The 22714-nt window shown below is 59.6% G+C and carries 18 protein-coding genes, 1 tRNA gene and 1 pseudogene; 10 read left to right on the forward strand and 10 right to left on the reverse strand.

Annotation, left to right across the window (positions count from 1 at the left end):
• Window positions 1-50: 50 nt before the first annotated feature.
• The 3 genes from AKV04_RS22410 to AKV04_RS22420 form a co-directional block, all read right to left on the reverse strand.
• Window positions 51-980, reverse strand: coding sequence for a class I fructose-bisphosphate aldolase (locus AKV04_RS22410; RefSeq protein ID WP_054008665.1), 930 nt, complete (start codon window positions 978-980; stop codon window positions 51-53).
• An 81-nt stretch (window positions 981-1061) separates the two neighbouring features.
• Window positions 1062-1844 (reverse strand): SDR family NAD(P)-dependent oxidoreductase, encoded by a 783-nt coding sequence (locus AKV04_RS22415; protein ID WP_054008633.1) that lies wholly within the window; start codon window positions 1842-1844, stop codon window positions 1062-1064.
• A gap of 314 nt (window positions 1845-2158) precedes the next feature.
• Window positions 2159-3346, reverse strand: a complete 1188-nt coding sequence (locus tag AKV04_RS22420) for a phosphoglycerate kinase (protein ID WP_054008634.1) — start codon at window positions 3344-3346, stop codon at window positions 2159-2161.
• Window positions 3347-3469: 123 nt separating this feature from the next.
• On the opposite strand from AKV04_RS22420, the gene AKV04_RS22425 reads away from it, so the two are divergent.
• Entirely contained in the window at window positions 3470-3979 is a 510-nt protein-coding gene (locus tag AKV04_RS22425; protein WP_054008635.1) for a peptidylprolyl isomerase, read from the forward strand.
• Entirely contained in the window at window positions 3969-4520 is a 552-nt protein-coding gene (locus AKV04_RS22430) for a peptidylprolyl isomerase (protein ID WP_054008636.1), read from the forward strand. Before AKV04_RS22425 ends, AKV04_RS22430 begins: the two co-directional genes overlap by 11 nt.
• Window positions 4521-4608: 88 nt before the next feature.
• Here AKV04_RS22430 and tyrS read toward each other — a convergent pair whose 3' ends face one another.
• On the reverse strand, window positions 4609-5859 hold the full coding sequence (tyrS, locus tag AKV04_RS22435; protein ID WP_054008637.1) for a tyrosine--tRNA ligase: 1251 nt from the start codon (window positions 5857-5859) through the stop codon (window positions 4609-4611).
• Window positions 5860-5916: 57 nt separating this feature from the next.
• Here tyrS and AKV04_RS22440 point away from each other — a divergent pair, with 57 nt between their 5' ends.
• Complete coding sequence (locus AKV04_RS22440) at window positions 5917-7011, forward strand: anhydro-N-acetylmuramic acid kinase (protein ID WP_054008638.1); 1095 nt, start codon at window positions 5917-5919, stop codon at window positions 7009-7011.
• 88 nt (window positions 7012-7099) lie between these two features.
• Here AKV04_RS22440 and rarD read toward each other — a convergent pair whose 3' ends face one another.
• Complete coding sequence (rarD, locus tag AKV04_RS22445) at window positions 7100-8005, reverse strand: EamA family transporter RarD (protein ID WP_054008639.1); 906 nt, start codon at window positions 8003-8005, stop codon at window positions 7100-7102.
• A gap of 51 nt (window positions 8006-8056) precedes the next feature.
• On the reverse strand, window positions 8057-9034 hold the full coding sequence (locus AKV04_RS22450; RefSeq protein WP_235815738.1) for a fatty acid desaturase: 978 nt from the start codon (window positions 9032-9034) through the stop codon (window positions 8057-8059).
• On the opposite strand from AKV04_RS22450, the gene AKV04_RS22455 reads away from it, so the two are divergent.
• A complete protein-coding gene (locus AKV04_RS22455; RefSeq protein ID WP_054008640.1) occupies window positions 9033-10103 on the forward strand; it encodes an NAD(P)/FAD-dependent oxidoreductase in 1071 nt (356 codons plus the stop codon). The two genes, AKV04_RS22450 and AKV04_RS22455, sit on opposite strands and share 2 nt — an antisense overlap.
• Window positions 10104-10163: 60 nt before the next feature.
• Here the strand turns inward: AKV04_RS22455 and eno are convergent, their stop codons facing one another.
• The 3 genes from eno to AKV04_RS22470 are packed head-to-tail and all read right to left on the reverse strand — an operon-like array spanning window position 10164 to window position 12792.
• Window positions 10164-11441, reverse strand: a complete 1278-nt coding sequence (eno, locus tag AKV04_RS22460) for a phosphopyruvate hydratase (protein WP_054008641.1) — start codon at window positions 11439-11441, stop codon at window positions 10164-10166.
• 43 nt (window positions 11442-11484) lie between these two features.
• On the reverse strand, window positions 11485-12378 hold the full coding sequence (locus AKV04_RS22465; protein WP_268871816.1) for a DMT family transporter: 894 nt from the start codon (window positions 12376-12378) through the stop codon (window positions 11485-11487).
• 3 nt (window positions 12379-12381) lie between these two features.
• The gene (locus AKV04_RS22470) at window positions 12382-12792 is read right to left on the reverse strand and encodes a Fur family transcriptional regulator (protein WP_054008668.1); all 411 of its coding nucleotides are present in this window, start codon (window positions 12790-12792) and stop codon (window positions 12382-12384) included.
• 129 nt (window positions 12793-12921) lie between these two features.
• Between AKV04_RS22470 and AKV04_RS27355 the strand changes: the two genes are divergently transcribed.
• The 3 genes from AKV04_RS27355 to AKV04_RS22480 all read left to right on the forward strand — a co-directional run bounded on the left by AKV04_RS27355 (window position 12922) and on the right by AKV04_RS22480 (window position 17937).
• Entirely contained in the window at window positions 12922-13086 is a 165-nt protein-coding gene (locus AKV04_RS27355; protein ID WP_235815739.1) for a hypothetical protein, read from the forward strand.
• A gap of 54 nt (window positions 13087-13140) precedes the next feature.
• On the forward strand, window positions 13141-13797 hold the full coding sequence (locus AKV04_RS22475; RefSeq protein ID WP_456062279.1) for a DMT family transporter: 657 nt from the start codon (window positions 13141-13143) through the stop codon (window positions 13795-13797).
• 444 nt (window positions 13798-14241) lie between these two features.
• A complete protein-coding gene (locus AKV04_RS22480) occupies window positions 14242-17937 on the forward strand; it encodes a vitamin B12-dependent ribonucleotide reductase (protein ID WP_054008642.1) in 3696 nt (1231 codons plus the stop codon).
• A 296-nt stretch (window positions 17938-18233) separates the two neighbouring features.
• On the opposite strand, the pseudogene AKV04_RS22485 reads toward AKV04_RS22480, so the two are convergent.
• Window positions 18234-19447: pseudogene (locus AKV04_RS22485) on the reverse strand (IS3 family transposase); the annotation flags it as partial.
• A gap of 353 nt (window positions 19448-19800) precedes the next feature.
• Here AKV04_RS22485 and AKV04_RS22495 point away from each other — a divergent pair.
• The 3 genes from AKV04_RS22495 (at window position 19801) to AKV04_RS22505 (ending at window position 22686) form a co-directional block, all read left to right on the forward strand.
• Window positions 19801-19876: transfer RNA gene (locus AKV04_RS22495), tRNA-Val, on the forward strand.
• Between the two features lie 185 nt (window positions 19877-20061).
• Complete coding sequence (locus AKV04_RS22500; RefSeq protein WP_054008644.1) at window positions 20062-21663, forward strand: calcium-binding protein; 1602 nt, start codon at window positions 20062-20064, stop codon at window positions 21661-21663.
• A gap of 93 nt (window positions 21664-21756) precedes the next feature.
• Window positions 21757-22686 (forward strand): pirin family protein, encoded by a 930-nt coding sequence (locus AKV04_RS22505; RefSeq protein WP_054008669.1) that lies wholly within the window; start codon window positions 21757-21759, stop codon window positions 22684-22686.
• Window positions 22687-22714 lie beyond the last annotated feature (28 nt).

Raw genomic sequence — 22714 nt, forward strand, 5'->3', positions numbered from 1 at the left:
AAGGCGCGCCAGACCCTGTCCAGCGCGCCCATCAACCCTAGCCAAATGGCTCAGGCTTTGCCCTTATAGATATCCACCAGCTTGCCCAGCATCGCCAAAGCATCCTCGCGTTTGCGCTGGAAGCTGTTGCGCCCAATGATCGAGCCATTGCCGCCGCCATCGCGAATGGCGCGTGCGTCGTCATAAACCGCATCCGCGCCTTTGGCAGCGCCGCCCGAGAACACCACAATCCGCCGCCCCGCAAAGCTTGCATCCATGCAATGCTTCACCCTTGCCGCTTGGGTGGCAATGTCGATCTGCTCTTTCTCATAGACCTTCTTCGCCTCAGCCAGCATCAGATGATCGGTCGACAGCTTGATCTTGATGATATGCGCGCCGAGCAATGCCGCGATCTGCGCCGCATAAGCCGCCACGTCAATCGCGGTCTCACCGTCCTTGGAAATCGCCTCACCGCGCGGATAAGACCAGATCACCGTCGCCACGCCCTTGGCCGCAGCCTCGCGGCGCATTTCGACGATTTCTTCATACATCTCCAACTGCATGTCGGAACCGGGGTAAATCGTGAAGCCAATCGCCGCACAGCCCAGACGCAAAGCATCCGCCACCGAAGCCGTCACGGCCTGATTCTTACCCGCCGTGTCCGACATCAGCGAGTTCGCCGAGTTCACTTTCAGAATCGTCGGAATCTGTCCGGCAAAGGTATCGGCACCCGCTTCCAGCATCCCCAGCGGCGAAGCAAAGGCATTCAGCCCGGCATCAATCGCCAGTTGATAGTGGTAATGCGGGTCATAGCCCGCCGGGTTGACCGCGAAATTCCGCGCAGGCCCATGCTCAAAGCCCTGATCCACCGGCAGAATGATCATCTTGCCGGTGCCGCCGAGTTTACCCTCCATCAGCATCCGGCACAGATTGGCCTTCACGCCGGGGGTTTCGCCTTCATAATTGGCAAGGATTTTCTGAACTGCTTTGGTCGCGCGCATCTTATGCTCCATCCGGGAAAGGTCAGTTTGGTGGTAGAAAGCTTCTGGGCGTCGCGCAATATTGGTTGCGCTAACAATGCTTTACCAGCGCTTTTTCAGGAAGATCCCCGCCACAAAAGCGACCATCCGGCGCGGCGCAATGCGGGGGGCGAACGCAAACACCTTGTTCATACCGCCTACCACCTTCACCCGCCGACCTTTATTCATGGCAGCCCAGCCCGCCTGCGCGACACTTTCAGCCGAAGGCAGCGGCATGCGTGAGATCACCAGCTTCTTCTCGATCTCAGCCGAGGCAAAGAACTGTGTCGCCGTTGGCCCCGGACAAACTGCCGTCACCGTCACGCCAGAACCGCGCAATTCCTCGGACGTGGCTTCGGACAGGCTCAGTAGATAAGCTTTGGTGGCATGATACACCGCCATATGCGGTCCCGGCATGAACCCTGCGGTCGAGGCAACATTGATAATGCGTCCAGACCCTTGCGCTTTCATATGCGCCGCCGCCCGCTTCAACAGGATCGTCGCTGCAATGATATTCACCGCAATGCTGTCGGCTTCCCGAGCCCACCCCTCGGCATCCGTCAAATCCCCATTGTGCCCGAGGCCCGCATTATTGACCAACACACCAATCTGCCGTCCGTCACATGCATCATCCCAGAGGCGTTCGACAGCCACCGGATCGGTCAAATCGGCAGGGATAACCTCGACCGCCACATTATAAGCCCGCCGCAGACTGGTCGCATGGGCCTGAAGCTTATCCACAGAGCGCGCCGTCAAGATGACATCAAAGCCGTCCTTGGCGGCCAAAGTGGCAAACTCCCGCCCCAGCCCCTCGGAAGCCCCGGTCACCAAAGCCCAGATCGCCATGCCACACTCCCCACTCTACGCCACGATCATGCAAAGCCACAGCGCCCGACGCCAGCAAAATACACACTGCACCGGGGCTTTCGCGTCCAAGACGGATAAGGCCGCCCAGCTATAACCGCCCCCCACGGGTGCAGCCTCTGCAGTGTGAAAACGGCAGGCGGCCCAAACGCCTAGCTCTCAGCTTGCGCCGAATATGCAAACGCGCCGGGGGCGAAGCCGCCATCCCAGCGCGTCATAAGGTTAACAGATCCTTACCGCGATCTTGTAAGCCCTTGATTTGTCATAAACCAAGGCTCTGTCCACGCGTGGACATCTCACCCCAAGGCAGCAACGCCCGGCAAAGTCTTCCCCTCCATCCATTCCAAAAATGCCCCGCCAGCGGTGGAAATAAAGGTGAAATCCTGCGCAGCCCCAGCCTGATTCAAAGCCGCCACCGTATCGCCCCCGCCCGCGACCGAAACCAGCTTGCCCGCCTTCGTCAACCTTGCCGCAGCCCGCGCCGCCGCATTGGTGGCCGCATTGAACGGCTCAATCTCAAACGCGCCCAGCGGCCCGTTCCAGATCAGCGTCTTGCAGCCCTCAAAAACCTTGGTCAGCGCCGCCACAGTCTTCGGCCCCGCATCCAAAATCATCGCATCACTGGGGCAATCCTTGACGCCGACCGTCTCATTCGCAGCCCCCGCCTTAAACTCCCAAGCCACCACCACATCCACCGGCAGATGGATCACACAGCCCGAAGCCTTGGCCTTCTCCACAATCTCCAACGCCGTCGCGGCCATATCCCGCTCGGCCAAGGATTTGCCGACCTCGACCCCTTGGGCGACCAAAAAAGTGTTCGCCATGCCGCCGCCGATCACCAGATGATCAACCTTGCCGACCAGATTGCCCAGCAACTCCAGCTTGGTCGATACTTTCGCCCCGCCCACAACCGCCACCACAGGCCGTACCGGATCGCCCAAAGCCGCCTCCAGCGCCTTCAACTCCGCCTCCATCAACCGCCCCGCAGCCGAAGGCAACAGCGCCGCAATCCCAGCCGTCGAGGCATGGGCGCGATGTGCCGCCGAAAACGCATCATTCACAAACACATCGCCCAAAGCCGCCATCTCTGCCGCCAATTTCGGATCGTTCTTCTCCTCGCCGCCATGAAACCGGGTGTTCTCCAACAGCACCACATCGCCCTGCGCGGCCTCAGAAATCGCAGCTTTGGCGACATCGCCGACACAATCCGCACCGAACACAACCTTGCGCCCCAAAGCAGCCTCCAACGCGGGCTTCACACGGATAAGGCTCATCTCCGGTACAATCTTGCCCTTGGGCCGATCAAAATGCGCCAGCAGCACCACCTTGGCTCCGCGCGCGATCAGATCCTCAACCGTGGGCACGATTTTCTCGATCCGCGTCGCATCGGTTACCACGCCATTTTCCATCGGCACGTTGATATCCACACGGGTCAGCACGGTCTTGCCGGCAAGGCCCATATCGTCGATCGTCTTCCAGGCCATTGATGCCTCCATAACTGTTTGCAACTGTTTCCGCCGATCTGGCGCATTCGTCAACCTATAGCCCTTTCCCTTCTGGCCTTGGATGGTTACTTTCCGCCCCAGATCAAAATAAGGATTTGCCCCATGGCCGAGATCAAAGACCCAGAGAACACCATCATCATCACCCTCAAGGACGGCGAGGTTGTGCTGGAGATGTTGCCAGAGATCGCACCGAAACATGTCGAGCGGATGAAAACCCTTGCACGGGCAAAGGCATACGACAATGTGTGCTTTCACCGCGTGATCGACGGTTTCATGGCGCAGACCGGCGATGTCGCCAATGGCAACATGGAAAGCGACTTCAACCTGCGCCGCGCAGGCACGGGCGGGTCCGAGCATCCCGATCTGCCAGCAGAGTTTTCCGGCATCCCACATGACCGTGGCACCATTGGTGCGGCGCGTTCGTCCAGCCCAAACTCGGCCAACAGCCAGTTTTTCATCAACTTTTCCGACAACCACTTCCTGAACCGCCAATACACGGTCTATGGCCGCGTGATCAAAGGCATGGAGCATGTCGATAAAATCACCAAGGGCGAGCCGCCAGCAAATCCCGATCGCATGATCACCGTGCGGGTGGCTGCCGATGTTGCGTAACATCCTTGCAGCTTTGCTGCTGACCGCAGCGCCCGCTTTTGCCGAAGGCGACGGCCCCGGCCCGAACTTGGTGATCGAGGTTTCCGGTGCGGCCAAGGGCGAGATCGTGATTGATCTCGACACCAAAGACGCACCGAAACATGTCGCCCAAATCGTCGCTTTGGCGCAAAAAGGCGCTTACGACGGCGTGGTGTTCCACCGCGTCATTGACGGCTTCATGGCGCAAACGGGTGATGTGCAATACGGCAAAGCTGGCGGCGAGACTGGCCAAGCAGGCATGGGCGGCTCTGATATGCCGAACATTCCGGCGGAATTCTCGGCTGTGCCGTTTGAGCGTGGCACTGTTGGGATGGCCCGCTCGGCCGATCCTGACAGCGCCAACAGCCAATTCTTCATCATGTTCGCGCCGGGTGATTTCCTCAACGGCCAATACACCGTGGTTGGCAAGGTAATCAAAGGCATGGACGTGGTCGACGCCATCCAACGCGGCGAGCCACCAGCCAGCCCTGACGTAATGACGAAAGTCACCGTTCAGGAATAAGAACGTCCATTCATATTGATGGAACATTTATTCACAAACAAAAAAGGGGGCCGGAACGGCCCCCTTTTTCATATTCTACATGAAAGCCTTAGTCCAAAATCACCAAAGCATGACGCTTCTTGCCCGCCGTCAGCTTTAACGGTTCCACCAGCATCCCAGCCCCCACGCGCAGGCCCGCATCGGTCACCACTTCGTCATTCATCCGCGCGCCGCCTTCTTGAATCAGCCGCTTGGCATCCTTACCCGTGGCCGCCAACCCTGCGCGCACGAACAGTTGCACGATGCCCAGACCCTCGGCCATTTCCGACGCCAACACCCGAAGAGTTGGCAAATCATCCCCCACGCCACCCTTCTCAAACACCTCGCGGGCTGTCGCCTCCGCAGCCAGAGCTGCCTCAGCCCCGTGCAGGAGGGTAGTCACCGCATTGGCCAGCACGATCTTGGCATCATTGATCGCTGAGCCTTGCAATGCGCCCAAGCGTTCACATTCCTCCAGCGACAATTCGGTATACAGCTTCAGGAACTTTCCGACATCGGCATCGGTGGTGTTGCGCCAGAACTGCCAGAACTCGTAGGGCGAATACATGTCGGCATTCAGCCAAACCGCCCCCGATTGCGATTTGCCCATCTTTTTGCCGTCGCTGGTGGTCAGCAGCGGTGAGGTCAAACCATAGACTTCATGGTCAATCACCCGGCGGGTCAGATCGACGCCGTTGACGATATTGCCCCACTGATCGCTGCCACCCATCTGCACCAGACAGCCATAGCGGCGGTTCAGCTCCAGAAAGTCATAAGCCTGTAAAATCATATAGTTGAACTCAAGGAAGCTCAAACTCTGCTCCCGATCCAACCGCGATTTCACGCTCTCAAACGACAGCATACGGTTGACGCTGAAATGCTTGCCAATATCGCGCAGAAAGCCAAGGTAGTTCAGATCATCCAGCCATTCGGCATTGTTGACCATCACCGCATCGGTCGCGCCATCGCCAAACGTCACATAGGGCGAAAACGCCCGCTTGATCCCGGCGATATTGTCATCAATCTGCGCGTTCGTCAGCAAAGGCCGCTCATCGGCGCGGAAACTAGGATCGCCCACCTTGGTCGTCCCGCCGCCCATCAGCACAATCGGCTTGCCACCGCACTTCTGCAACCAGCGGAGCATCATGATCTGGATCAGCGATCCGACATGCAGCGACTTTGCCGTGGCATCAAAACCGATATAGCCCGGCACCGCGCCCTTGGCCAAAGCCTCGTCAAGCGCCTGATAGTCCGTGCAATCGGCAAGAAAGCCGCGGGTCATCATCACACGCATGAAATCAGATTTTGGATGGTAGGTCATGGCACACTCATGCTTTAAGGTCCGGGTGGTATAGCGGGCGAGGGGGCCAAGGGGAAGATGGCGAAACAAGGTGCGATTTGGGTTTTAGGCACAATGTCGGGCACTTCGCTGGATGGCGTTGATGCCGCCATGCTGCGCACCGATGGCCATGCGATCTTCGAGTTCGGCCCCGATGCCTACCGCCCCTATACCGCCGCTGAGCAAGCCACCATCCGCAAAGCCTTCGGCCAATGGCCCGGCGATGCAGATGTGGCCGCGGCTGCCGAAGTCGTCGAAACTGCCCATGCCGAAATCCTCGCCCGCTTTTCCGGCGCCGAGATGATCGGCTTTCACGGCCAAACCCTTGCGCATGACCCGGCCCATGCCCGCACCCATCAGGCAGGCAACGGTCAGCTATTGGCCCAGACTCTAAACCTGCCCGTGGTCTGGGATTTCCGCTCCAGCGACGTGCAAATGGGCGGCCAGGGCGCGCCCTTGGCCCCGTTCTTTCACTTTGCCTGTGCCAAATGGATCAAGGCAACCGACCCCCTCGCCATCCTCAACCTCGGTGGCGTCGGCAACATCACATGGATCGACCCAAGCCAGCCCAGTCCCGATTCCCCCGGTGCCCTCTTGGCGTTTGATACCGGCCCCGCCAACGCGCCCTTGAATGATCTGATGCAGATTCGCTTGGGCCTGACCCAAGATGCAGGTGGCGCATTGGCCGGAACGGGTCGCGTCGATGAAAAACTGGTACAAGCCTTCCTCGGCCAAGCCTATTTTCACAAAATTCCGCCGAAGTCGTTAGACCGCAATGACTTCCAAAAGTTCTTCAAGAAGACCCATAAACTCTCCAACGCCGATGCCGCCGCCACCCTGGCCGCCATCGCTGCCGCCTCGGTCGCCAAAGCCGCCGAACATTTCCCCCAACCCATCACCCGCCTACTCGTCGCCGGAGGAGGCCGCCACAACGCCACCATGGTGGCCCAGCTTACCCAACGTATGAACTGCACCGTCGAACCCATTGAAACCGCAGGCCTAAATGGCGATATGTTGGAAGCGCAAGCCTTCGCCTATCTCGCCGCCCGCGTCGCCTACGGCCTGCCCACATCCGCCCCCGGCACCACAGGCGTGCCCGCAGCCGTCGGCGGTGGCCAAATCAGCCGCCCCTAATCCATAAAACTTAGCTAAAATTTCGTTGCTCTTTTTAAAATACTCCCGCCGGAGGCATCCGCAGCTTGCGACCTCGCAGCGCTGACGGCTACTTCCCCACAGCCCGCGCCTGCCGCACCATCGACACCGTATAAATCACCAACGCCACCCAAATCATCGGAAACGCAATCATCTTGCCGCGACCAAACGGTTCACCAAAGACAAACACTGCCGTGAGGAAAATCATCGTCGGCGCGATATACTGCATGATGCCAATGGTGGAGAGCCGCAGCAGTTTCGCGCCATTGGCATAGACCATCAGCGGCACCGCCGTAACCAAACCGCAAGACAGCAGCAGCACGGTATCCGCAGTCACTCCAGCCATGAAATGACTGCGCCCCGTGACCTGTGCCCAAATCACATAGGCCAGCGCAAACGGCAGCAGGATCAGCACCTCAAGGAAAAACCCTTGGTTCGGCCCAATCGGCAGCGACTTCTTCAGATACGCATATATCCCCCAAGTCACCGTCAACCCCAAAGCCACCAGCGGCAACTTGCCCGCCTCAACCGTCAGCACCAACACCGCCAAAGCCGCCAGCGCAATCGCCCACTTCTGCGCCACGCTCAACCGCTCTCCCAGCAGCATCGCTCCCAGAAACACCGAAAACAGCGGATTGATGTAATAGCCCAAAGCCGCATCCAGCGCGTGCCCCGCTCCAATCGACCAGACATAAATCCCCCAGTTGACCGAGATCAGCGCCGCCGTCGCGAAGCCCATCAGCAGCATCCTCGGCGTGCGCATGGCCACCCACAGATCCGCCGTCCGCCCCGTCGCCCACAATACCGCCCCTGCAATCGGGATCGACCAGATCACCCGATGCGCGATCACTTCCGCAGGCGAAATATGCGCTACCGCCTTCATGAAGATCGGCAAAAAACCCCACAATAGATAGGCGGTCAGCGCGAAACCAAAGCCGCGCAACGAGTCTTCATTCTTTGGGGGCAATTTTTCCATGCCTCTAGCTATCCGCGCGAAGGCCCCCACGCCACGCCTAACTTGTAATCATTACATTCGCCGCGCCAGATACCCCTTGGTGAACGCCGCATAGCCCTCCGCCGTCTCGCGCAACTCATCCTTCATCAACCGATGCAACGCGGGCAATTGATGAAACGGCACAGCCGGATAGACGTGGTGTTCGACATGATACGGCATGTTCCACGCCAGAAACCGCATCAGCGCAGTCGTAAAGGTGGTGCGGGTGTTCTCAAACATGTTCACCACTTGCGGGCAGTCGCCATGCTCGGCCAGCAGATACAGCCGAAGGGCGGGTTGGCCCAGCAGCACCGGCAGCAGCCAGACCCAGAACAGCAGCGGGCTGATCAGCAAGCTGGCCAAAACCAGCGCGTAGCCCGCCAGCATCCAGCGCGCCTCGGCCACAATCCGGGGCAGGGCGCTGGCGGGCAGATACTCCCCCTCTGCCCGACCCCGCGCCAGATCAATGATCAGCCGCACCTCAGAAATCCAATAGGGCAAGCCCGAGACATGCCAGACCCAGGCCCTGATCCCGTTTGGTTTTTCCGAAGCCAACTCCGGGTCTTTGCCCCCCAGATTGGTCCAGCGGTGATGCGCCAGATGAAAGTAGCGAAACCATTGAAACGGCAGCAACAGCGCAAAGCCGCACAGGTGCCCCACCGACTCATTCAGCCGCTCGGAGGCAAACGGGGTCTTATGCGTTGCCTCATGCTCCAGCGTGAACAGGAAGACGAGCAGCACACCCTGCACTGGCAACAAAATCCACCATCCCGGAACGCCGAAACCAATCAGCGCACCCACGGCAAGGATAGCCCCCAGATGCCCCGCCAGATGCCAAAGCCCCACCCGATCCGACCGCGCAATCAGCCGCGCCCGCAGGTCTGGCGCAAGGTTTGCAACAAAGCTTTTGTGATCCATCACCGCAATCTGCCGCAGCCGATGACCCCACACAAGCCCCCCTTTCCAACCCTGAACCCCCATGCCACCTTGCACGAAAAAGGGAGTTCCCATGCCGCAATCCGTCCTGATCATCGGCGCAGGTATCATCGGTGCCAGCCTTGCTTTTCGCCTGTCGCGCCAAGGCGCCACGGTGACGGTGTTAGAGGCCACATCCCCCGCCAGCGCCGCCTCTGGCCGCAGCTTCGGCTGGATCAACGCCAGCTTCTACGAGTCCCCCGCCCATCACCACCTGCGGGTTGAGGCTATGACCGCCCACCACCGTCTCGCCGCGCTGCTGCCCGATACTGCGCCAAACTGGCAAGGCACGCTTTGGTTCGAGGCTGAGGGCGCCGGCTTTGAGCAAAAAGCCACAGACCTCGCCGCCCTTGGCTATCCCACCAAGCCCATCGCCCGCGCCGAAATCGCTAAGCTAGAGCCCCACTTGGCCAATCCCCCAGCCCAAGCCCTGCATATCGCAACCGAAGGTGCCGTCGATACCGCAGCCCTGACCCGCGCCTTGCTCGCAGCCTCGGGGGCTAAAGTGCTAAGCGGTATCGCCGCCAAATCGCTGATTGAAAACGGCGGTCAGATCAAAGGCGCGCGCACGGCGATTGGTCCGTTCACCGCCGATCATACAGTGCTGGCCGCTGGCATTGCCACGCCCACACTGCTCACCCCACTCGGGCTTGATCTGCCAATGCTCATCCGCCCCGGCATCATGGTCTACACCAAACCTGTCGGCTGGCGCGTTAATCATATCCTCGTCACCCCCGATCAGGAAATGCGCCAAGATACCAGCGGCGCCATCCTTGCCCCCGGCATCGTCAACCACCAAGCGGATGCGTCAGACTCCATTGCTGATCCCGCCGCGATGGCCGAAGCCACGCTGCGCCGCCTGCGCGCCCGCTTCAACGCGCCCGATCTGACACTGGACCGCTTCGCCCTTGGCTATCGCCCGGTCCCCGCGGATGGCCTGCCGCTGATCGGCACTGTGCAACCGGGGCTTAGCCTCGCCGTGATGCACTCAGGGATAACCCTTTCCGCTTTGGCTGGAGAGGCTTTGGCGGCTGAAATCATGGGGCAGGGCGACCACCCCTTACTGGCCGATTTCCGCCCCAGCCGCTTGCTGAAGCCACTTTAACCACGAAAAAGCCACGCAAAGCGGAGCTCTGCGTGGCTTAAAAATCGCTATCAGAAACCCTTAGCCGCGCAGGATAGACCGACCAGCATATTCTGCCGTCTCACCCAGCATTTCCTCAATGCGGATCAACTGGTTGTATTTCGCCAACCGGTCCGAGCGCGACAGCGAGCCGGTTTTGATCTGACCGCAGTTGGTCGCAACCGCCAAGTCAGCAATAGTGCTGTCCTCAGTCTCCCCCGAACGATGCGACATCACATTGGTGTAGCGCGCGCGATGCGCCATATCGACGGCCTGCAACGTCTCGGTCAAAGTGCCGATTTGATTGACTTTCACCAGCATGGAATTGGCGCAACCGGCCTTGATGCCTTCCGCCAAACGACGCGGATTGGTCACGAACAGGTCGTCGCCGACCAGTTGGATTTTGCCGCCCAGTTTGTCGGTCAAAAGCTTCCAGCCTGCCCAATCGTCTTCGGAACAGCCATCTTCAATCGAGATGATCGGGTAGTCAGCAGCCAGACCTGCGAGGAAATCAACGTTCTCCTCAATAGACAAGGATTTCCCCTCGCCCTTCATCTCATACTTGCCGCCCTTGAAGTATTCGGTGGCGGCGCAATCCAAAGCGAGGAACATATCTTCGCCGGGGCGATAGCCCGCCTTCTCAATCGACTTCAGAATGAAATCAAGCGCATCGCGGGCAGAGTTCAGGTTCGGCGCAAAGCCACCCTCATCGCCGACATTGGTGTTATGCCCCGCCGCCGACAGCTCTTTCTTCAGGGTGTGGAACACTTCCGAACCCATCCGAATGGCCTCACGGATGTTTTCCGCGCCCACCGGCATGATCATAAATTCTTGGATATCAATCGGGTTATCCGCATGTTCGCCGCCGTTGATGATGTTCATCATTGGCACTGGCAACATCCGGGCCGAGGTGCCGCCGACATAGCGGAAGAGCGGCTGCCCGGTGAACTCTGCCGCAGCTTTCGCCACTGCCAAAGACACGCCCAGAATGGCATTCGCGCCCAGACGCGATTTGTTTGGCGTGCCGTCCAATTCGATCATGGTGCGGTCGATGCCGACTTGTTCGGTTGCGTCAAAGCCTACGATTTCTTCGGCCAACTCGCCGTTGACGGCGGCCACAGCCTCCAACACGCCCTTGCCCATATAGCGCGATTTATCGCCATCGCGGCGCTCATTCGCCTCATGCGCGCCAGTTGAGGCACCCGAGGGCACCGCAGCACGTCCCTGCGCGCCGCTTTCCAGCAGCACATCAACTTCAACGGTGGGATTGCCGCGGCTGTCGAGAATCTCGCGGGCGTGGATATCAATGATCGTGCTCATGTCAGGCCTCCAAATGGGCGGAAATGGTGCTCTCTTGGGCGTCTTAGCCCAAGGGTGCGTTCAAGGAAAGCGCGTGTTTGCGGGCGCGTTCACGCGCAAAGGAATAAAGCCCCGAGGCGACGATAAGCCCCGAGCCGCACAGGGTTATGACATCGGGCCATTCGTGGAACACAAACGCCCCGATCAGCACCGCAAACACCAGCCGGACATAGCGGAAGGGGGCCACCACCGATACCTCGCCCGTCCGCGTCGCACCAATAATCGCCCAATATCCGCCCGTGCCGAACACCAGTGCCCCGATTAAAGCATAGGTTTCCCAGAGGGTTGGCACAGCAACTTCACCTGATCCCGCCATCATCAGCGCGCCGAGCAGCGTGACCGCGATCAACCCCCAAGCCGAGACTTGCGCGGTCGAGCTTTCCGGTGGGATCTTTCGCGCGGCCAAGTCACGCAGGGTCAGCCCCGCCACGGTGATCAGTACCCAAAGCGCCTCTGGCCGAAAGCCATCCAAGCCGGGGCGGATCACCAGCAGCACGCCCGCAAAGCCCACTGCAATCGCCGACCAGCGCCGCCAGCCGACTTGCTCTTGCATGAAAAGCGCCGCAGCCATCGTCACCGCCAAGGGCATCGCCTGCAAAACCGCCGAAACTGTCGACAAAGGCACGGTGGCAAGGGCAGTGATGTAGGCGAAAGTGCCAACCATTTCGCCAAGCCCGCGCGCGAGAACCCATGGGTTTAGCGCCTGTTTGGTGAAAACCTTTTGCCGCTGCTGCCACGCCATAAGCACGAACACCACGACGCCAAACACGCCAGAAATAAAGATAATCTCGCCCACTGGCAGGGTTTTGGCCGCCCATTTCAGGAACATGTCCTCCAGCCCAAACAGGGCCATCGACACCACCATCAACAGGATACCGCGCAGGTTATCCGAGGCCAAAACTTATCCCTTCTTGACCGGAACGCCGAGCAGTTCCAGCCGGTGCCCGATCAACCGATAGCCCAACCGCGCCGCGATGCGCTCTTGCAGGGCCTCAATCTCGGGGTCCACGAATTCAATGACTTGCCCGGTGTTCACGTCAATAAGATGATCATGGTGATCGCGCTCTGCATCTTCATAGCGTGCGCGGCCATCGCCAAACTCTAGCCGCTCCAGCAGGCCACATTCCTCAAACAGCTTCACCGTTCGGTACACGGTGGCGAGGGAAATCTTCGGGTCAACCTGTGCAGACCGCGCATAAAGTTCCTCAACATCCGGGTGATCCTCGGCCGCCGCGATCACCCTAGCGACCACGCGGCGCTGATCGGTCATCCGCAAGCCCTTGGCGACCCCGCGTGAGATCAGATCCGACATGACAAGGCCCCCTTCATTGCTCAGTTTGATACGCCGCATGTAAGGGAAACCGCGCCGTGCTGCCAGCGATTTTGCAGGACTTGACTTCACCTTGTCCCCCCCAGAGGTTGGCGCAAAAACGAGGGCGTGATGCGCAAAGAGCGGCTGGACGGGGTAGGGCTGGCGGCGCTGATCGCGGTGACTTTCCTGTTGGCGGTCAACCAGATCGTTGTGAAAGAGGTCAATCACGGGTTACAGCCTGTGTTTTTCGCGGGCGCGCGCTCGGCTCTGGCGATCGTGTTCGTCTTTGCCTAGCTGAAGTATCGCGGGCTTTGGAGCCGGATTCGGCTGACCGATCTTGGCCCGGGGCTGGCGATTGGCGCGGTATTCGCCGCCGAGTTTCTGTACCTTTTCATGGCGCTTGACATGACCGCCGTGGGACGTGCCTCGGTGATCTTTTATTCGATGCCGCTTTGGCTGGCCGTGGCCGCGCATTTCTGGCTGCCGAATGAGCGCATCACCCGGCAGCGTGGAATCGGGCTGGGGCTGGCCTTCATCAGCGCGGCTTGGGCGATTCTGTCGAAAAGCCCCTCAGGACACGCCAGCATTGCGGGGGATCTTTTTGCTTTGGTCGGCGCTTGGGGCTGGGCCGGCACCGCGTTTCTGGCGCGCAAAACCCGGCTGCGTGACGCCGGCCCAGAAGCACAACTGTTCTGGATGGCACTGATTTCAGCACCAATTTTACTGGCAGCGGCCCCGTTCTTCGGCCCGCTGATCCGCGATGCAGAGCCCATTCACTGGATCTGGCTGGTGTTTCAGGCGGGGGTGATTGTGGCGGGGGTGTTCATCACTTGGCTGTGGTTGCTGTCGGTCTATCCGGCCTCGACCGTCGCCAGTTTTTCGTTTCTGACCCCGCTGTTCGCCATCGTTCTGGGATATTTTATTTTCGACGAAGCGTTGTCTTTTGGCCTCATCATGGCCGCTGGATTCGTCGCGGCGGGAATCGCGCTGATCAACCGGAGGTAGTGCGCGGCTTTATCCACAGCCTGTGGAGGAATCAGCGACCTGCCACTGCATCTGAGCCAAACCATGCAAGCATGCCGTGATACTAGGGTTTTTGCGGCAGTTACGACGCCACATTAAGCGCGATTTTGCGGACAGAGCGGCAAAAAGGCTCACGTCGGGGTGATGGCAGGGCTAGATATACGCCGCAGGTCAAGCACAAAATCTAGTGTATAAGTGTAAAAAATCCGTTGATGCGGCGCCAGAATTGCGACAGTTTGACGACGCGCCACCCGCAGCCACAAGATGTAGTGCGCCCAGCGGAATGCCCAACCCTATGTTTGTGTCCCTCAACGGGGCCATCGCGCCCGAATTAGGTGGTGCGGCAAGCATGGGACGGCGGCGCGCAGGGATTTTGGGACACAGACGCGGTGCAGCAGACACCGCGCGAAAACATGGGACAGGCAGATGAAGATCGAGCGGAAGTTTACCACCGAAGCCACCGGTGCCTATGGCGGGATGGCGTTTTCGACCACGGTATCGGAAATCCGGAATCCCGATGGCACCGTTGTGTTTCGCAATGAAGCCGTTGAGGTTCCGCAGGGCTGGAGCCAAGTGGCTTCCGATGTTCTGGCGCAAAAATACTTCCGCAAAGCGGGCATCCCGGCACGGCTAAAGCGTATGCGCGAAAAGGATATTCCGAAATTCCTCTGGCGGTCGGTGCCCGACGAGGATGCTCTGGCATTGCTGCCAGTGGAGGAGCGTCTGGTCGGCGAAACCTCTGCCAAGCAGGTGTTTGACCGTCTGGCTGGCGCTTGGGCCTATTGGGGCTGGAAGGGTGGCTATTTCACCACCGAGGCCGATGCCAAAGCCTATTATGACGAGATGCGCTTCATGCTGGCCCGTCAGATGGCAGCGCCGAATTCTCCGCAATGGTTCAACACCGGGCTGCACTGGGCCTACGGCATTGATGGGCCAAGCCAAGGTCACTACTACGTTGATCATATGACCGGCGTGCTGACTAAATCTAGTAGCGCCTATGAGCATCCGCAGCCGCACGCCTGCTTCATCCAATCGGTGAAGGATGATCTGGTCGGCGACGGCGGCATCATGGATCTGTGGGTGCGTGAGGCGCGGCTGTTCAAATATGGCTCTGGCACTGGCACCAACTTTTCCTCGCTACGCGGTGAGGGTGAAAAGCTGTCGGGCGGCGGCAAATCCTCGGGCCTGATGGGGTTCCTGAAAATCGGCGACCGTGCGGCGGGGGCGATCAAATCCGGCGGCACCACGCGCAGGGCGGCCAAAATGGTGATCTGCGATATGGATCACCCCGATGTCGAAGCCTTCGTGAACTGGAAAGTTATTGAGGAACAAAAGGTTGCCTCGCTGGTCGCTGGTTCCAAAGCCCATGAGCTGAAGCTAAACGAAATTTTTACCGCAATCCGCCAGTGGGATGGATCAAGCGATGACTCGGTGGACCCGGCAAAGAACCCAGCCCTGAAAGCCGCAATCCGCTCGGCCAAAAAGGCCATGATCCCGGATACTTACACCAACCGCATCCTGCAATATGCGCGCCAAGGCTTCACCAGCATCGAATTCCCCACCTATGATGTCGATTGGGATTCCGAAGCCTACATCACTGTTTCCGGCCAAAACTCTAACAACTCGGTGCGCGTCACCGATGCCTTCCTGACCGCTGTGAAGGACGATGCCGATTGGGCGCTGATCCGGCGCACCGATGGCAAGACCGCGAAAACCCTGAAAGCCCGCGATCTTTGGGATCAGGTTGGCCATGCCGCCTGGGCCTGCGCCGATCCGGGCATCCAGTTTCATGACACCGTCAACGCTTGGCACACCTGCCCAGAAGATGGCGCCATTCGCGGCTCTAACCCGTGCTCGGAATATATGTTCCTCGACGACACCGCCTGTAACCTTGCCTCGATGAACCTGCTGACCTTCTTCAAGGACGGCAAATTTGACTCTGACGCCTATATCCACGCCACCCGCCTCTGGACAGTTACGCTGGAAATTTCTGTGATGATGGCGCAATTCCCGTCGAAGGAAATCGCGCAACTGTCCTATGATTTCCGCACGTTGGGTCTGGGCTATGCCAATATCGGCGGCCTGCTGATGAACATGGGGCTGGGCTACGATTCCACCGAAGGCCGCGCCTTCTGCGGTGCGCTGACCGCGCTGATGACCGGTGTCAGCTATGCAACTTCCGCCGAGATGGCTTCCGAACTCGGCGCTTTCAGTGGCTATGCCCGCAACGCCCAGCACATGCTGCGCGTCATCCGCAACCACCGTGCGGCGGCTTATGGCAAGACCTCGGGTTATGAGGCCGTCAACGTCAATCCAGTCGCATTGGATGCCGCCAACTGCCCCGATCAAACGCTTGTGACCATGGCAAAATCGGCTTGGGACGAAGCGCTGACGCTTGGTCAAGCCCACGGCTTCCGCAATGCCCAAACCACCGTGATCGCGCCCACCGGCACCATCGGTCTGGTGATGGATTGCGACACCACCGGCATCGAGCCGGATTTCGCGCTGGTGAAATTCAAGAAACTCGCGGGCGGTGGCTATTTCAAGATCATCAACCAATCGGTCCCTGCCGCCTTGGAGAAACTTGGCTATACCACGAGCCAAGCCGCTGAAATCGTGGCTTATGCCGTCGGTCACGGCTCGATCGGCAACTGCCCCGGCATCAACACCACCGCGCTGGTCGGCCACGGCTTTGGCGCGCGCGAATTGGAGAAGATTGAGGCGGCTTTGCCCTCGGCCTTCGATATCCGCTTCGTGTTCAACCAATGGACGATTGGCGAGGATTTCTGCAAGAAAACCCTCGGCATCCCGGCGGAAAAACTGTCTGACCCCAGCTTCGATCTGCTGCGCCACCTCGGCTTTACCAAAGCCCAGATCGACGCGGCGAACGACCATGTTTGCGGCACGATGACGCTGGAAGGCGCACCCTTCCTGAAGCCTGCGCATTATTCGGTGTTTGATTGCGCCAACCCCTGCGGCAAAACCGGCAAGCGCTATCTCTCGGTCGACAGCCATATCTACATGATGGCCGCCGCCCAGTCGTTCATCTCGGGCGCGATTTCCAAGACCATCAACATGCCGAATTCGGCGACGATTGCCGAGACTTTGGCGGCCTATGAATTGTCGTGGTCCTTGGGCATCAAAGCCAACGCACTCTATCGCGACGGATCAAAACTCTCGCAGCCCTTGGCCTCGGCCTTGGTGGAGGATGACGAGGAAGCCGAAGAAATCCTGACTTCTGGCTCGAACCAAGAAAAAGCCGCCGTTCTGGCCGAGAAAATCGTCGAAAAGATCATCTACAAGGAAATCATCCGCACCAACCGCGAAAAGCTGCCGGAACGCCGCAAAGGCTACACCCAGAAAGCCATCGTCGGCGGCCATAAGGTCTATCTGCGCACCGGCGAATATGGCGACGGCCGCTTGGGTGAGATTTTCATCGACATGCACAAGGAAGGTGCGGGCTTCCGCGCCATGATGAATAACTTCGCCATCGCGATCTCGGTCGGCCTGCAATATGGCGTGCCGCTGGAAGAATATGTCGAGGCCTTCACCTTCACCCGGTTTGAACCTGCGGGCATGGTGCAAGGCAATGATAGCGTGAAAAACGCCACATCGATCCTCGACTATATCTTCCGCGAACTGGCGATTTCTTACCTTGATCGCACTGACCTCGCGCATGTCAAACCCACGGGTGCCTCGTTCGATGATCTCGGCCGCGGGGTCGAGGAAGGCAAACCCAATCTGTCGGAAATCTCCGACCAAGCCGCCACCCGCGGGCTTGAGGTGCTGAAGCAAATCAGCTCAACCGGCTATCTGCGCAAGCGCCTGCCGTCGGAACTGGTGATGCTGCAAGGCGGGATGGGGGCGACAGCTTTGGCCAATGGCACCGATCCGGTCTCGGCGCTGAACATGCTGATCCCAGAAACCGCCCGCGCGATGGGGGGGACTATCAGTGGCGGCACGGCGCTGGCGACGGGCACGGTGACGATGGACCTGCGGGTGAAAGCCAAAATGCAGGGCTACGAGGGCGACCCCTGCGGCGAATGCGGCAACTACACGCTGGTGCGCAACGGCACCTGCATGAAGTGCAACACCTGCGGTGGGACGAGTGGGTGTAGCTGATCTCGCGTATTTCCTGTTGTCGCTGGGGCGAAAGTTCCTCCCAAATCGGGCAAGTTTGTCCCGGATTCAGCCGAAAGTCTGTCCCACAGGCCCCCACGGGGGCCTGTAAGCCAAAATGGGCTTCTAAAGAGCCGAAACGCCGGATCGCCCGATGCCGGGGCAGGCTCCAAAACCGAAAGATGACCGCGATGGACCTGATCATTGGCACCCGCCACATCACCCCCGATGCCATCACTCGCACCACAACTGGCGTCGGGGCGGTCCAACGTTGGGGAGCGGATCAGCCTCGGGTCCACTGGGACGATGGTCTCTGGCGCCGGCGGACGGTAGCCCAAGGCGCTGTGCGGCCTGACGGTGTTGGCGTGGCGTTGCCATTTCTCGATCAGGATCTGTGCTTCGCGCTAGGAGTAGAAGACCTCGCCGTTGAGGAGTTCATCCATTGCCCGGCAGGCGATTTGTATTGCAAATCGGCCGAAGAGGGGCGAAGCGGGCGTTGAAGCTTTCGCAATAGCCATTCTCCCAGATATGAGGAGGATCAGAAAACAGTCCGGGGGACTGTTTTCCCGACGATTGGCCGGGCGCGATGAAGGCAGTCTTTGCCCCGACGGCGGCGATCCAGGTTCGCACCTTCTCGGCGACAAATTCGGCGCCATTGTCGGACCTTATGAATTTGGGCGGCCCGCGTAGAATGAAGAGGTCGGTCAGGGCATCGACGACGTCGGTGGAATTAAGTCTGCGTTTGACGCGGATCACGAGCGACTCCTTCGTGAACTCATCAATGATGTTGAATGTGCGAAATACGCGGCCGTCCTGGGTCCGATCCTGAACGAAGTCGTGAGGTGCAGACATGGTTGGGATGTTCGGGCCGCAGCCTTACGCAGGATCCGTCGTTCAGCCAGAGCCGGCTCTTCTTCGCCTGTTTCTGTGGGACTTTAAGGCCTTCCCGCCGCCAGATCCGCTCGACCCGCTTGTGGTTTACACGCCAGCCGGCGTTGTTCAGCAGCCCGGTGATCATCCGATAGCCATAGCGCCCGAACTGTCGGGTCAGTTCGATGATGTCCTCGGTCAGCCGCTCTTCATCTGGCGGGCCACAGGGCACCTTGCGCTGAGTTGAGCGGCGCTGTCCCAATGTGCGGCAGGCCCCTCTCGGCGAATGCGCGCATTCGCCTGCCGGCACCGGGACGCTCGGATATGCCAAGGGTCTGCCGCACATGGTCGATGCAACGCCGTCGGCGCGAAGGGCTTAATCGTTTTGCTGACGCGGACCTTCGGTTCCCTGGGCGGCCTCGGTCAGGATCAGCTTGTCCAAGGTCCGATCCGACACCGCGCGCCGCAGCCGCTTGTTCTCGGCCTCAGGCTCCTTCAGCCGTTTCAGCTGATCGCGGTTCATCCCGCCATACTCTTTGCTCCATCGACAATAGGTCTGCACCGACTTGCCCTGACCCTGCAGCACCTTTACCTGCCGCAGCTTCAGCACAATATCTTTCGGCTTCTCTCGCTTTCCAGCCATCCTCTGATCCTCCAAAAAAATGGGATCATCATATCCCAGTTGGTGGACCACTTCAGTGGGGGCACTCCGATGGCGACATCGGATCGAGAATCTCTTCCAAAAGAGCTGGGAATACAGCTGGATCGCCATGTGCCGCTACAAAACAGATACAAGCTATGGCGCGTTCGCCGCCCGCGTTGCGACTGACATTCGATTGAACTGAACGGCAACAGACCCTAACAATGGGCAAGGTACAAATCCCTTATCTCCCGCCATTGTATAGAAAACGCGGCCTTCGGGTCGCGTTTTTGTAGTGGTACGGGGCCAGATTGGGGGCTTGTGCTGCTGCGGGGCATTGGCTATAGCGGCGGCGTGGGTTGTTAGCTCAGTTGGTAGAGCGTCTCGTTTACACCGAGAATGTCGGCGGTTCGAGCCCGTCACGACCCACCATTTTCAATAGCTTAGCGCAGCATTTGACCCGGTGGTTCCCAATAGCTATCCGGAACGGCGTTGCTGTGGATCAGCTGATTTCTGCATATCGGCGGTTCGGGCGCGCATGAGTGTTGGCGCGATAGCCTGTTCTCCATATGGTTGCACAATATTTGGTCGGCACGTGTATGGCAGCAGGAGTCATCATGACGGTTTACACAGGCAGCAACTCTCCGGACACTTTGTTTGACGGGGCGGGCGATGATATTATGCGCAGCTGGCTGGAGGGCAATGCGACCGGAGATTTCGGGCCCGTCAACGATGCTGATCTGCTGGTGGCGGATCAGGGGCAGGATACGTTGTTGGGGGGGGCTGGCAACGACACGCTGTATGGCGGTGCCGAGAATGACAATCTGCACGGCGGCACCGGTGAGGACACGCTGTATGGTGGCGCGGGCAATGACCTGATCCAAGGCGGCACCGACAATGATTTGATCTTCGTCGGCGCGGATGAGGGGGCCGACAGCATTGATGGCGGCTCTGGTTTGGATTTTTTGGTGTTTGACCGCAGCGGCTCGGCTTTGGCGCTGAATTTCTCGATTGCAGAGCCGGGAATCGCGCAAAGCTTGGCGGATGGCAGCTGGTTTTTTGGCATCGAGCGGATGCTGTTTCGCGGTGGTGAGGCGGCGGACTTCGTTGGGGGCGGCGCCTATATGGATCAGCTTTTCGGCAATGGCGGCAGGGATGTGTTGCGCGGCGGTGGCGGCGTGGATGAGCTTTATGGCGGTACGGGCGGGGATAACCTTTATGGTGGCGGCGGCGATGATCTGATGGTGGGATCGGGCGGCACCGACGCGCTTTATGGCGCGGCAGGCAATGATCAGCTTTATGGGGGTGCTGCGCGTGACATGCTGCATGGCGGGGAAGGGGCCGATGCTTTGGCCGGGGCCGCGCAGAACGACAGGTTGTTTGGCGATGGCGGCGCGGATTCTTTGTGGGGCGAAGATGGCGATGATCAGCTTTACTGTGGTTTGGACGATGATCAGGCGATGGGCGGCTCTGGCGATGACTTCCTGCGCGGTCAGGGTGGCAATGACAGTCTGTGGGGCGAGGTCGGCAATGATACGCTGGAGGGTGGTAGCGGAGGGGATTATCTTTACGGCGGGGCGGGCAATGACGTGGTCTATGGCCGCGGCGGCGAAGATCTTCTGTTCTCGGACAGCGGCGATGGCATTGATCTGCTGAACGGCGGTGCGGGTCTGGACTACGCCTATGTCAACCGCAGCGCCGCGACGCAGGCGATCAGCTTCAGTCTTGCGGCCTCGGTGACATTGTCGGATGGCACCAAGCTGACCTCGATTGAGCGGGTGTTTTTCACTGCGGGCGCGGGGGATGATGCGCTTGCAGGCGGGCGTTACGATGATGTGCTGGTGGGCGGGGTGGGCAATGACACCTTGGTCGGGGGCATGGGGGCGGATACGCTGACCGGGGACAGCGGTGCGGATATGTTTGATTTTGTGGTGCGGCCGCTGGCGACGATGGTGGATGTGATCAGTGATTTCGAGGTGGCAGATGATACGATCCGGTTGGATCATCTGGTGTTCACCGGCGCGGCGGTGGGCGGGCTGGCGACGACGGCTTTTGTCAATGGCAGCGTGGCGTTGGATCACGACGACCGGGTGCTCTATGACGCCACGACGGGCGCGCTGTGGTATGATCGTGATGGCACCGGGGCCGCAGTGGCTGTGCAGTTTGCACAAGTCACGGCGGGGTTTGGTCTGACGGCGGATGATTTCACCATCCTCTAAGGGTTGCGCGATCACGCACAGAAGCCGCGCGCAAAGCGATCTATGGTGCGACGATGGTTGGGCCTATCTTTGCTTCAACAGATGGAGGCGAATATGAGTTGGAATCCTTTGCTGGATGCGTCGATCCCGATGGGCGATCAGGTCGATGCGATTGAGGCGCTGATCATTCCGCGTGCGCGGGATTTGGGCGGGTTTGAGGTGCGTCGGGCCTTGCCCTCGGTGCAGCGACAAATGGTCGGGCCGTTTATTTTCTTTGACCAGATGGGGCCTGCCGAGTTTCTGACCGGCAAGGGCGTCGATGTGCGCCCGCATCCGCATATTGGGCTCTCGACGGTGACCTATCTGCTGAAAGGCCGGATGCACCACCGTGACTCGCTGGGCAGCGATGCATGGATCACGCCGGGAGAGGTCAATCTGATGCAGGCGGGGCATGGCATCACCCATTCCGAGCGCACCGATGGCGCTTTGCCGCAGACGCTTTTTGGCTTGCAAACGTGGTTGGCTTTGACCAAGGCGCAGGAGGATGCGCCGCCTGCGTTCCATAACCTTGGTGTGGATGCGTTGCCGTTGTTGGAGGCGGAGGGCAAGTCGGTGCGGTTGATTCTGGGCTCGGCTTGGGGGGCGAAGGTGCCTTTGGATCTGTCATCCGAGACCTTCTATGCCGATGCGACGCTGGCTGCGGGTGCGTCGCTGCCTTTGCCAGATGAGCATGAGGATCGTGGGGTATATGTGCTGCAAGGTGAGGTCAGCCAAGGCGGGCAGGCCTATGGTGTGGGCTCGATGCTGGTGTTCCGGCCCGGTGATGGCATCTCGGTGAAAGCGGGGGCAGAGGGCGCGCGGATCATGCTGCTGGGGGGGGCCACGATGGATGGGCCACGCCATATCTGGTGGAACTTTGTCGCCTCCAGCAAAGAGCGGATTGAGGCCGCGAAAGAGGCGTGGCGGGCGGGGGATTGGGCGCATGGGCGCTTCCAACTGCCGCCTGCGGACCACGATGAATTCATCCCGGCACCAGATCATTGAAAAACCCAGATCGTTGAAAAACATCGGT

Source organism: Cypionkella psychrotolerans, from assembly GCF_001294535.1.
Classification (GTDB): domain Bacteria; phylum Pseudomonadota; class Alphaproteobacteria; order Rhodobacterales; family Rhodobacteraceae; genus Cypionkella; species Cypionkella psychrotolerans.

Excerpts from the sequence above, each read along its gene's own strand:
- AKV04_RS22410 (WP_054008665.1), bottom strand. The coding sequence starts at position 980 with ATGCGCGCGACCAAAGCAGTTCAGAAAATCCTTGCCAATTATGAAGGC.
- AKV04_RS22415 (WP_054008633.1), bottom strand. The coding sequence starts at position 1,844 with ATGGCGATCTGGGCTTTGGTGACCGGGGCTTCCGAGGGGCTGGGGCGG.
- AKV04_RS22420 (WP_054008634.1), bottom strand. The coding sequence starts at position 3,346 with ATGGCCTGGAAGACGATCGACGATATGGGCCTTGCCGGCAAGACCGTG.
- AKV04_RS22425 (WP_054008635.1), top strand. The coding sequence starts at position 3,470 with ATGGCCGAGATCAAAGACCCAGAGAACACCATCATCATCACCCTCAAG.
- AKV04_RS22430 (WP_054008636.1), top strand. The coding sequence starts at position 3,969 with ATGTTGCGTAACATCCTTGCAGCTTTGCTGCTGACCGCAGCGCCCGCT.
- tyrS (WP_054008637.1), bottom strand. The coding sequence starts at position 5,859 with ATGACCTACCATCCAAAATCTGATTTCATGCGTGTGATGATGACCCGC.
- AKV04_RS22440 (WP_054008638.1), top strand. The coding sequence starts at position 5,917 with ATGGCGAAACAAGGTGCGATTTGGGTTTTAGGCACAATGTCGGGCACT.
- rarD (WP_054008639.1), bottom strand. The coding sequence starts at position 8,005 with ATGGAAAAATTGCCCCCAAAGAATGAAGACTCGTTGCGCGGCTTTGGT.
- AKV04_RS22455 (WP_054008640.1), top strand. The coding sequence starts at position 9,033 with ATGCCGCAATCCGTCCTGATCATCGGCGCAGGTATCATCGGTGCCAGC.
- AKV04_RS22450 (WP_235815738.1), bottom strand. The coding sequence starts at position 9,034 with ATGGGAACTCCCTTTTTCGTGCAAGGTGGCATGGGGGTTCAGGGTTGG.
- eno (WP_054008641.1), bottom strand. The coding sequence starts at position 11,441 with ATGAGCACGATCATTGATATCCACGCCCGCGAGATTCTCGACAGCCGC.
- AKV04_RS22470 (WP_054008668.1), bottom strand. The coding sequence starts at position 12,792 with ATGTCGGATCTGATCTCACGCGGGGTCGCCAAGGGCTTGCGGATGACC.
- AKV04_RS27355 (WP_235815739.1), top strand. The coding sequence starts at position 12,922 with ATGCGCAAAGAGCGGCTGGACGGGGTAGGGCTGGCGGCGCTGATCGCG.
- AKV04_RS22480 (WP_054008642.1), top strand. The coding sequence starts at position 14,242 with ATGAAGATCGAGCGGAAGTTTACCACCGAAGCCACCGGTGCCTATGGC.
- AKV04_RS22500 (WP_054008644.1), top strand. The coding sequence starts at position 20,062 with ATGACGGTTTACACAGGCAGCAACTCTCCGGACACTTTGTTTGACGGG.
- AKV04_RS22505 (WP_054008669.1), top strand. The coding sequence starts at position 21,757 with ATGAGTTGGAATCCTTTGCTGGATGCGTCGATCCCGATGGGCGATCAG.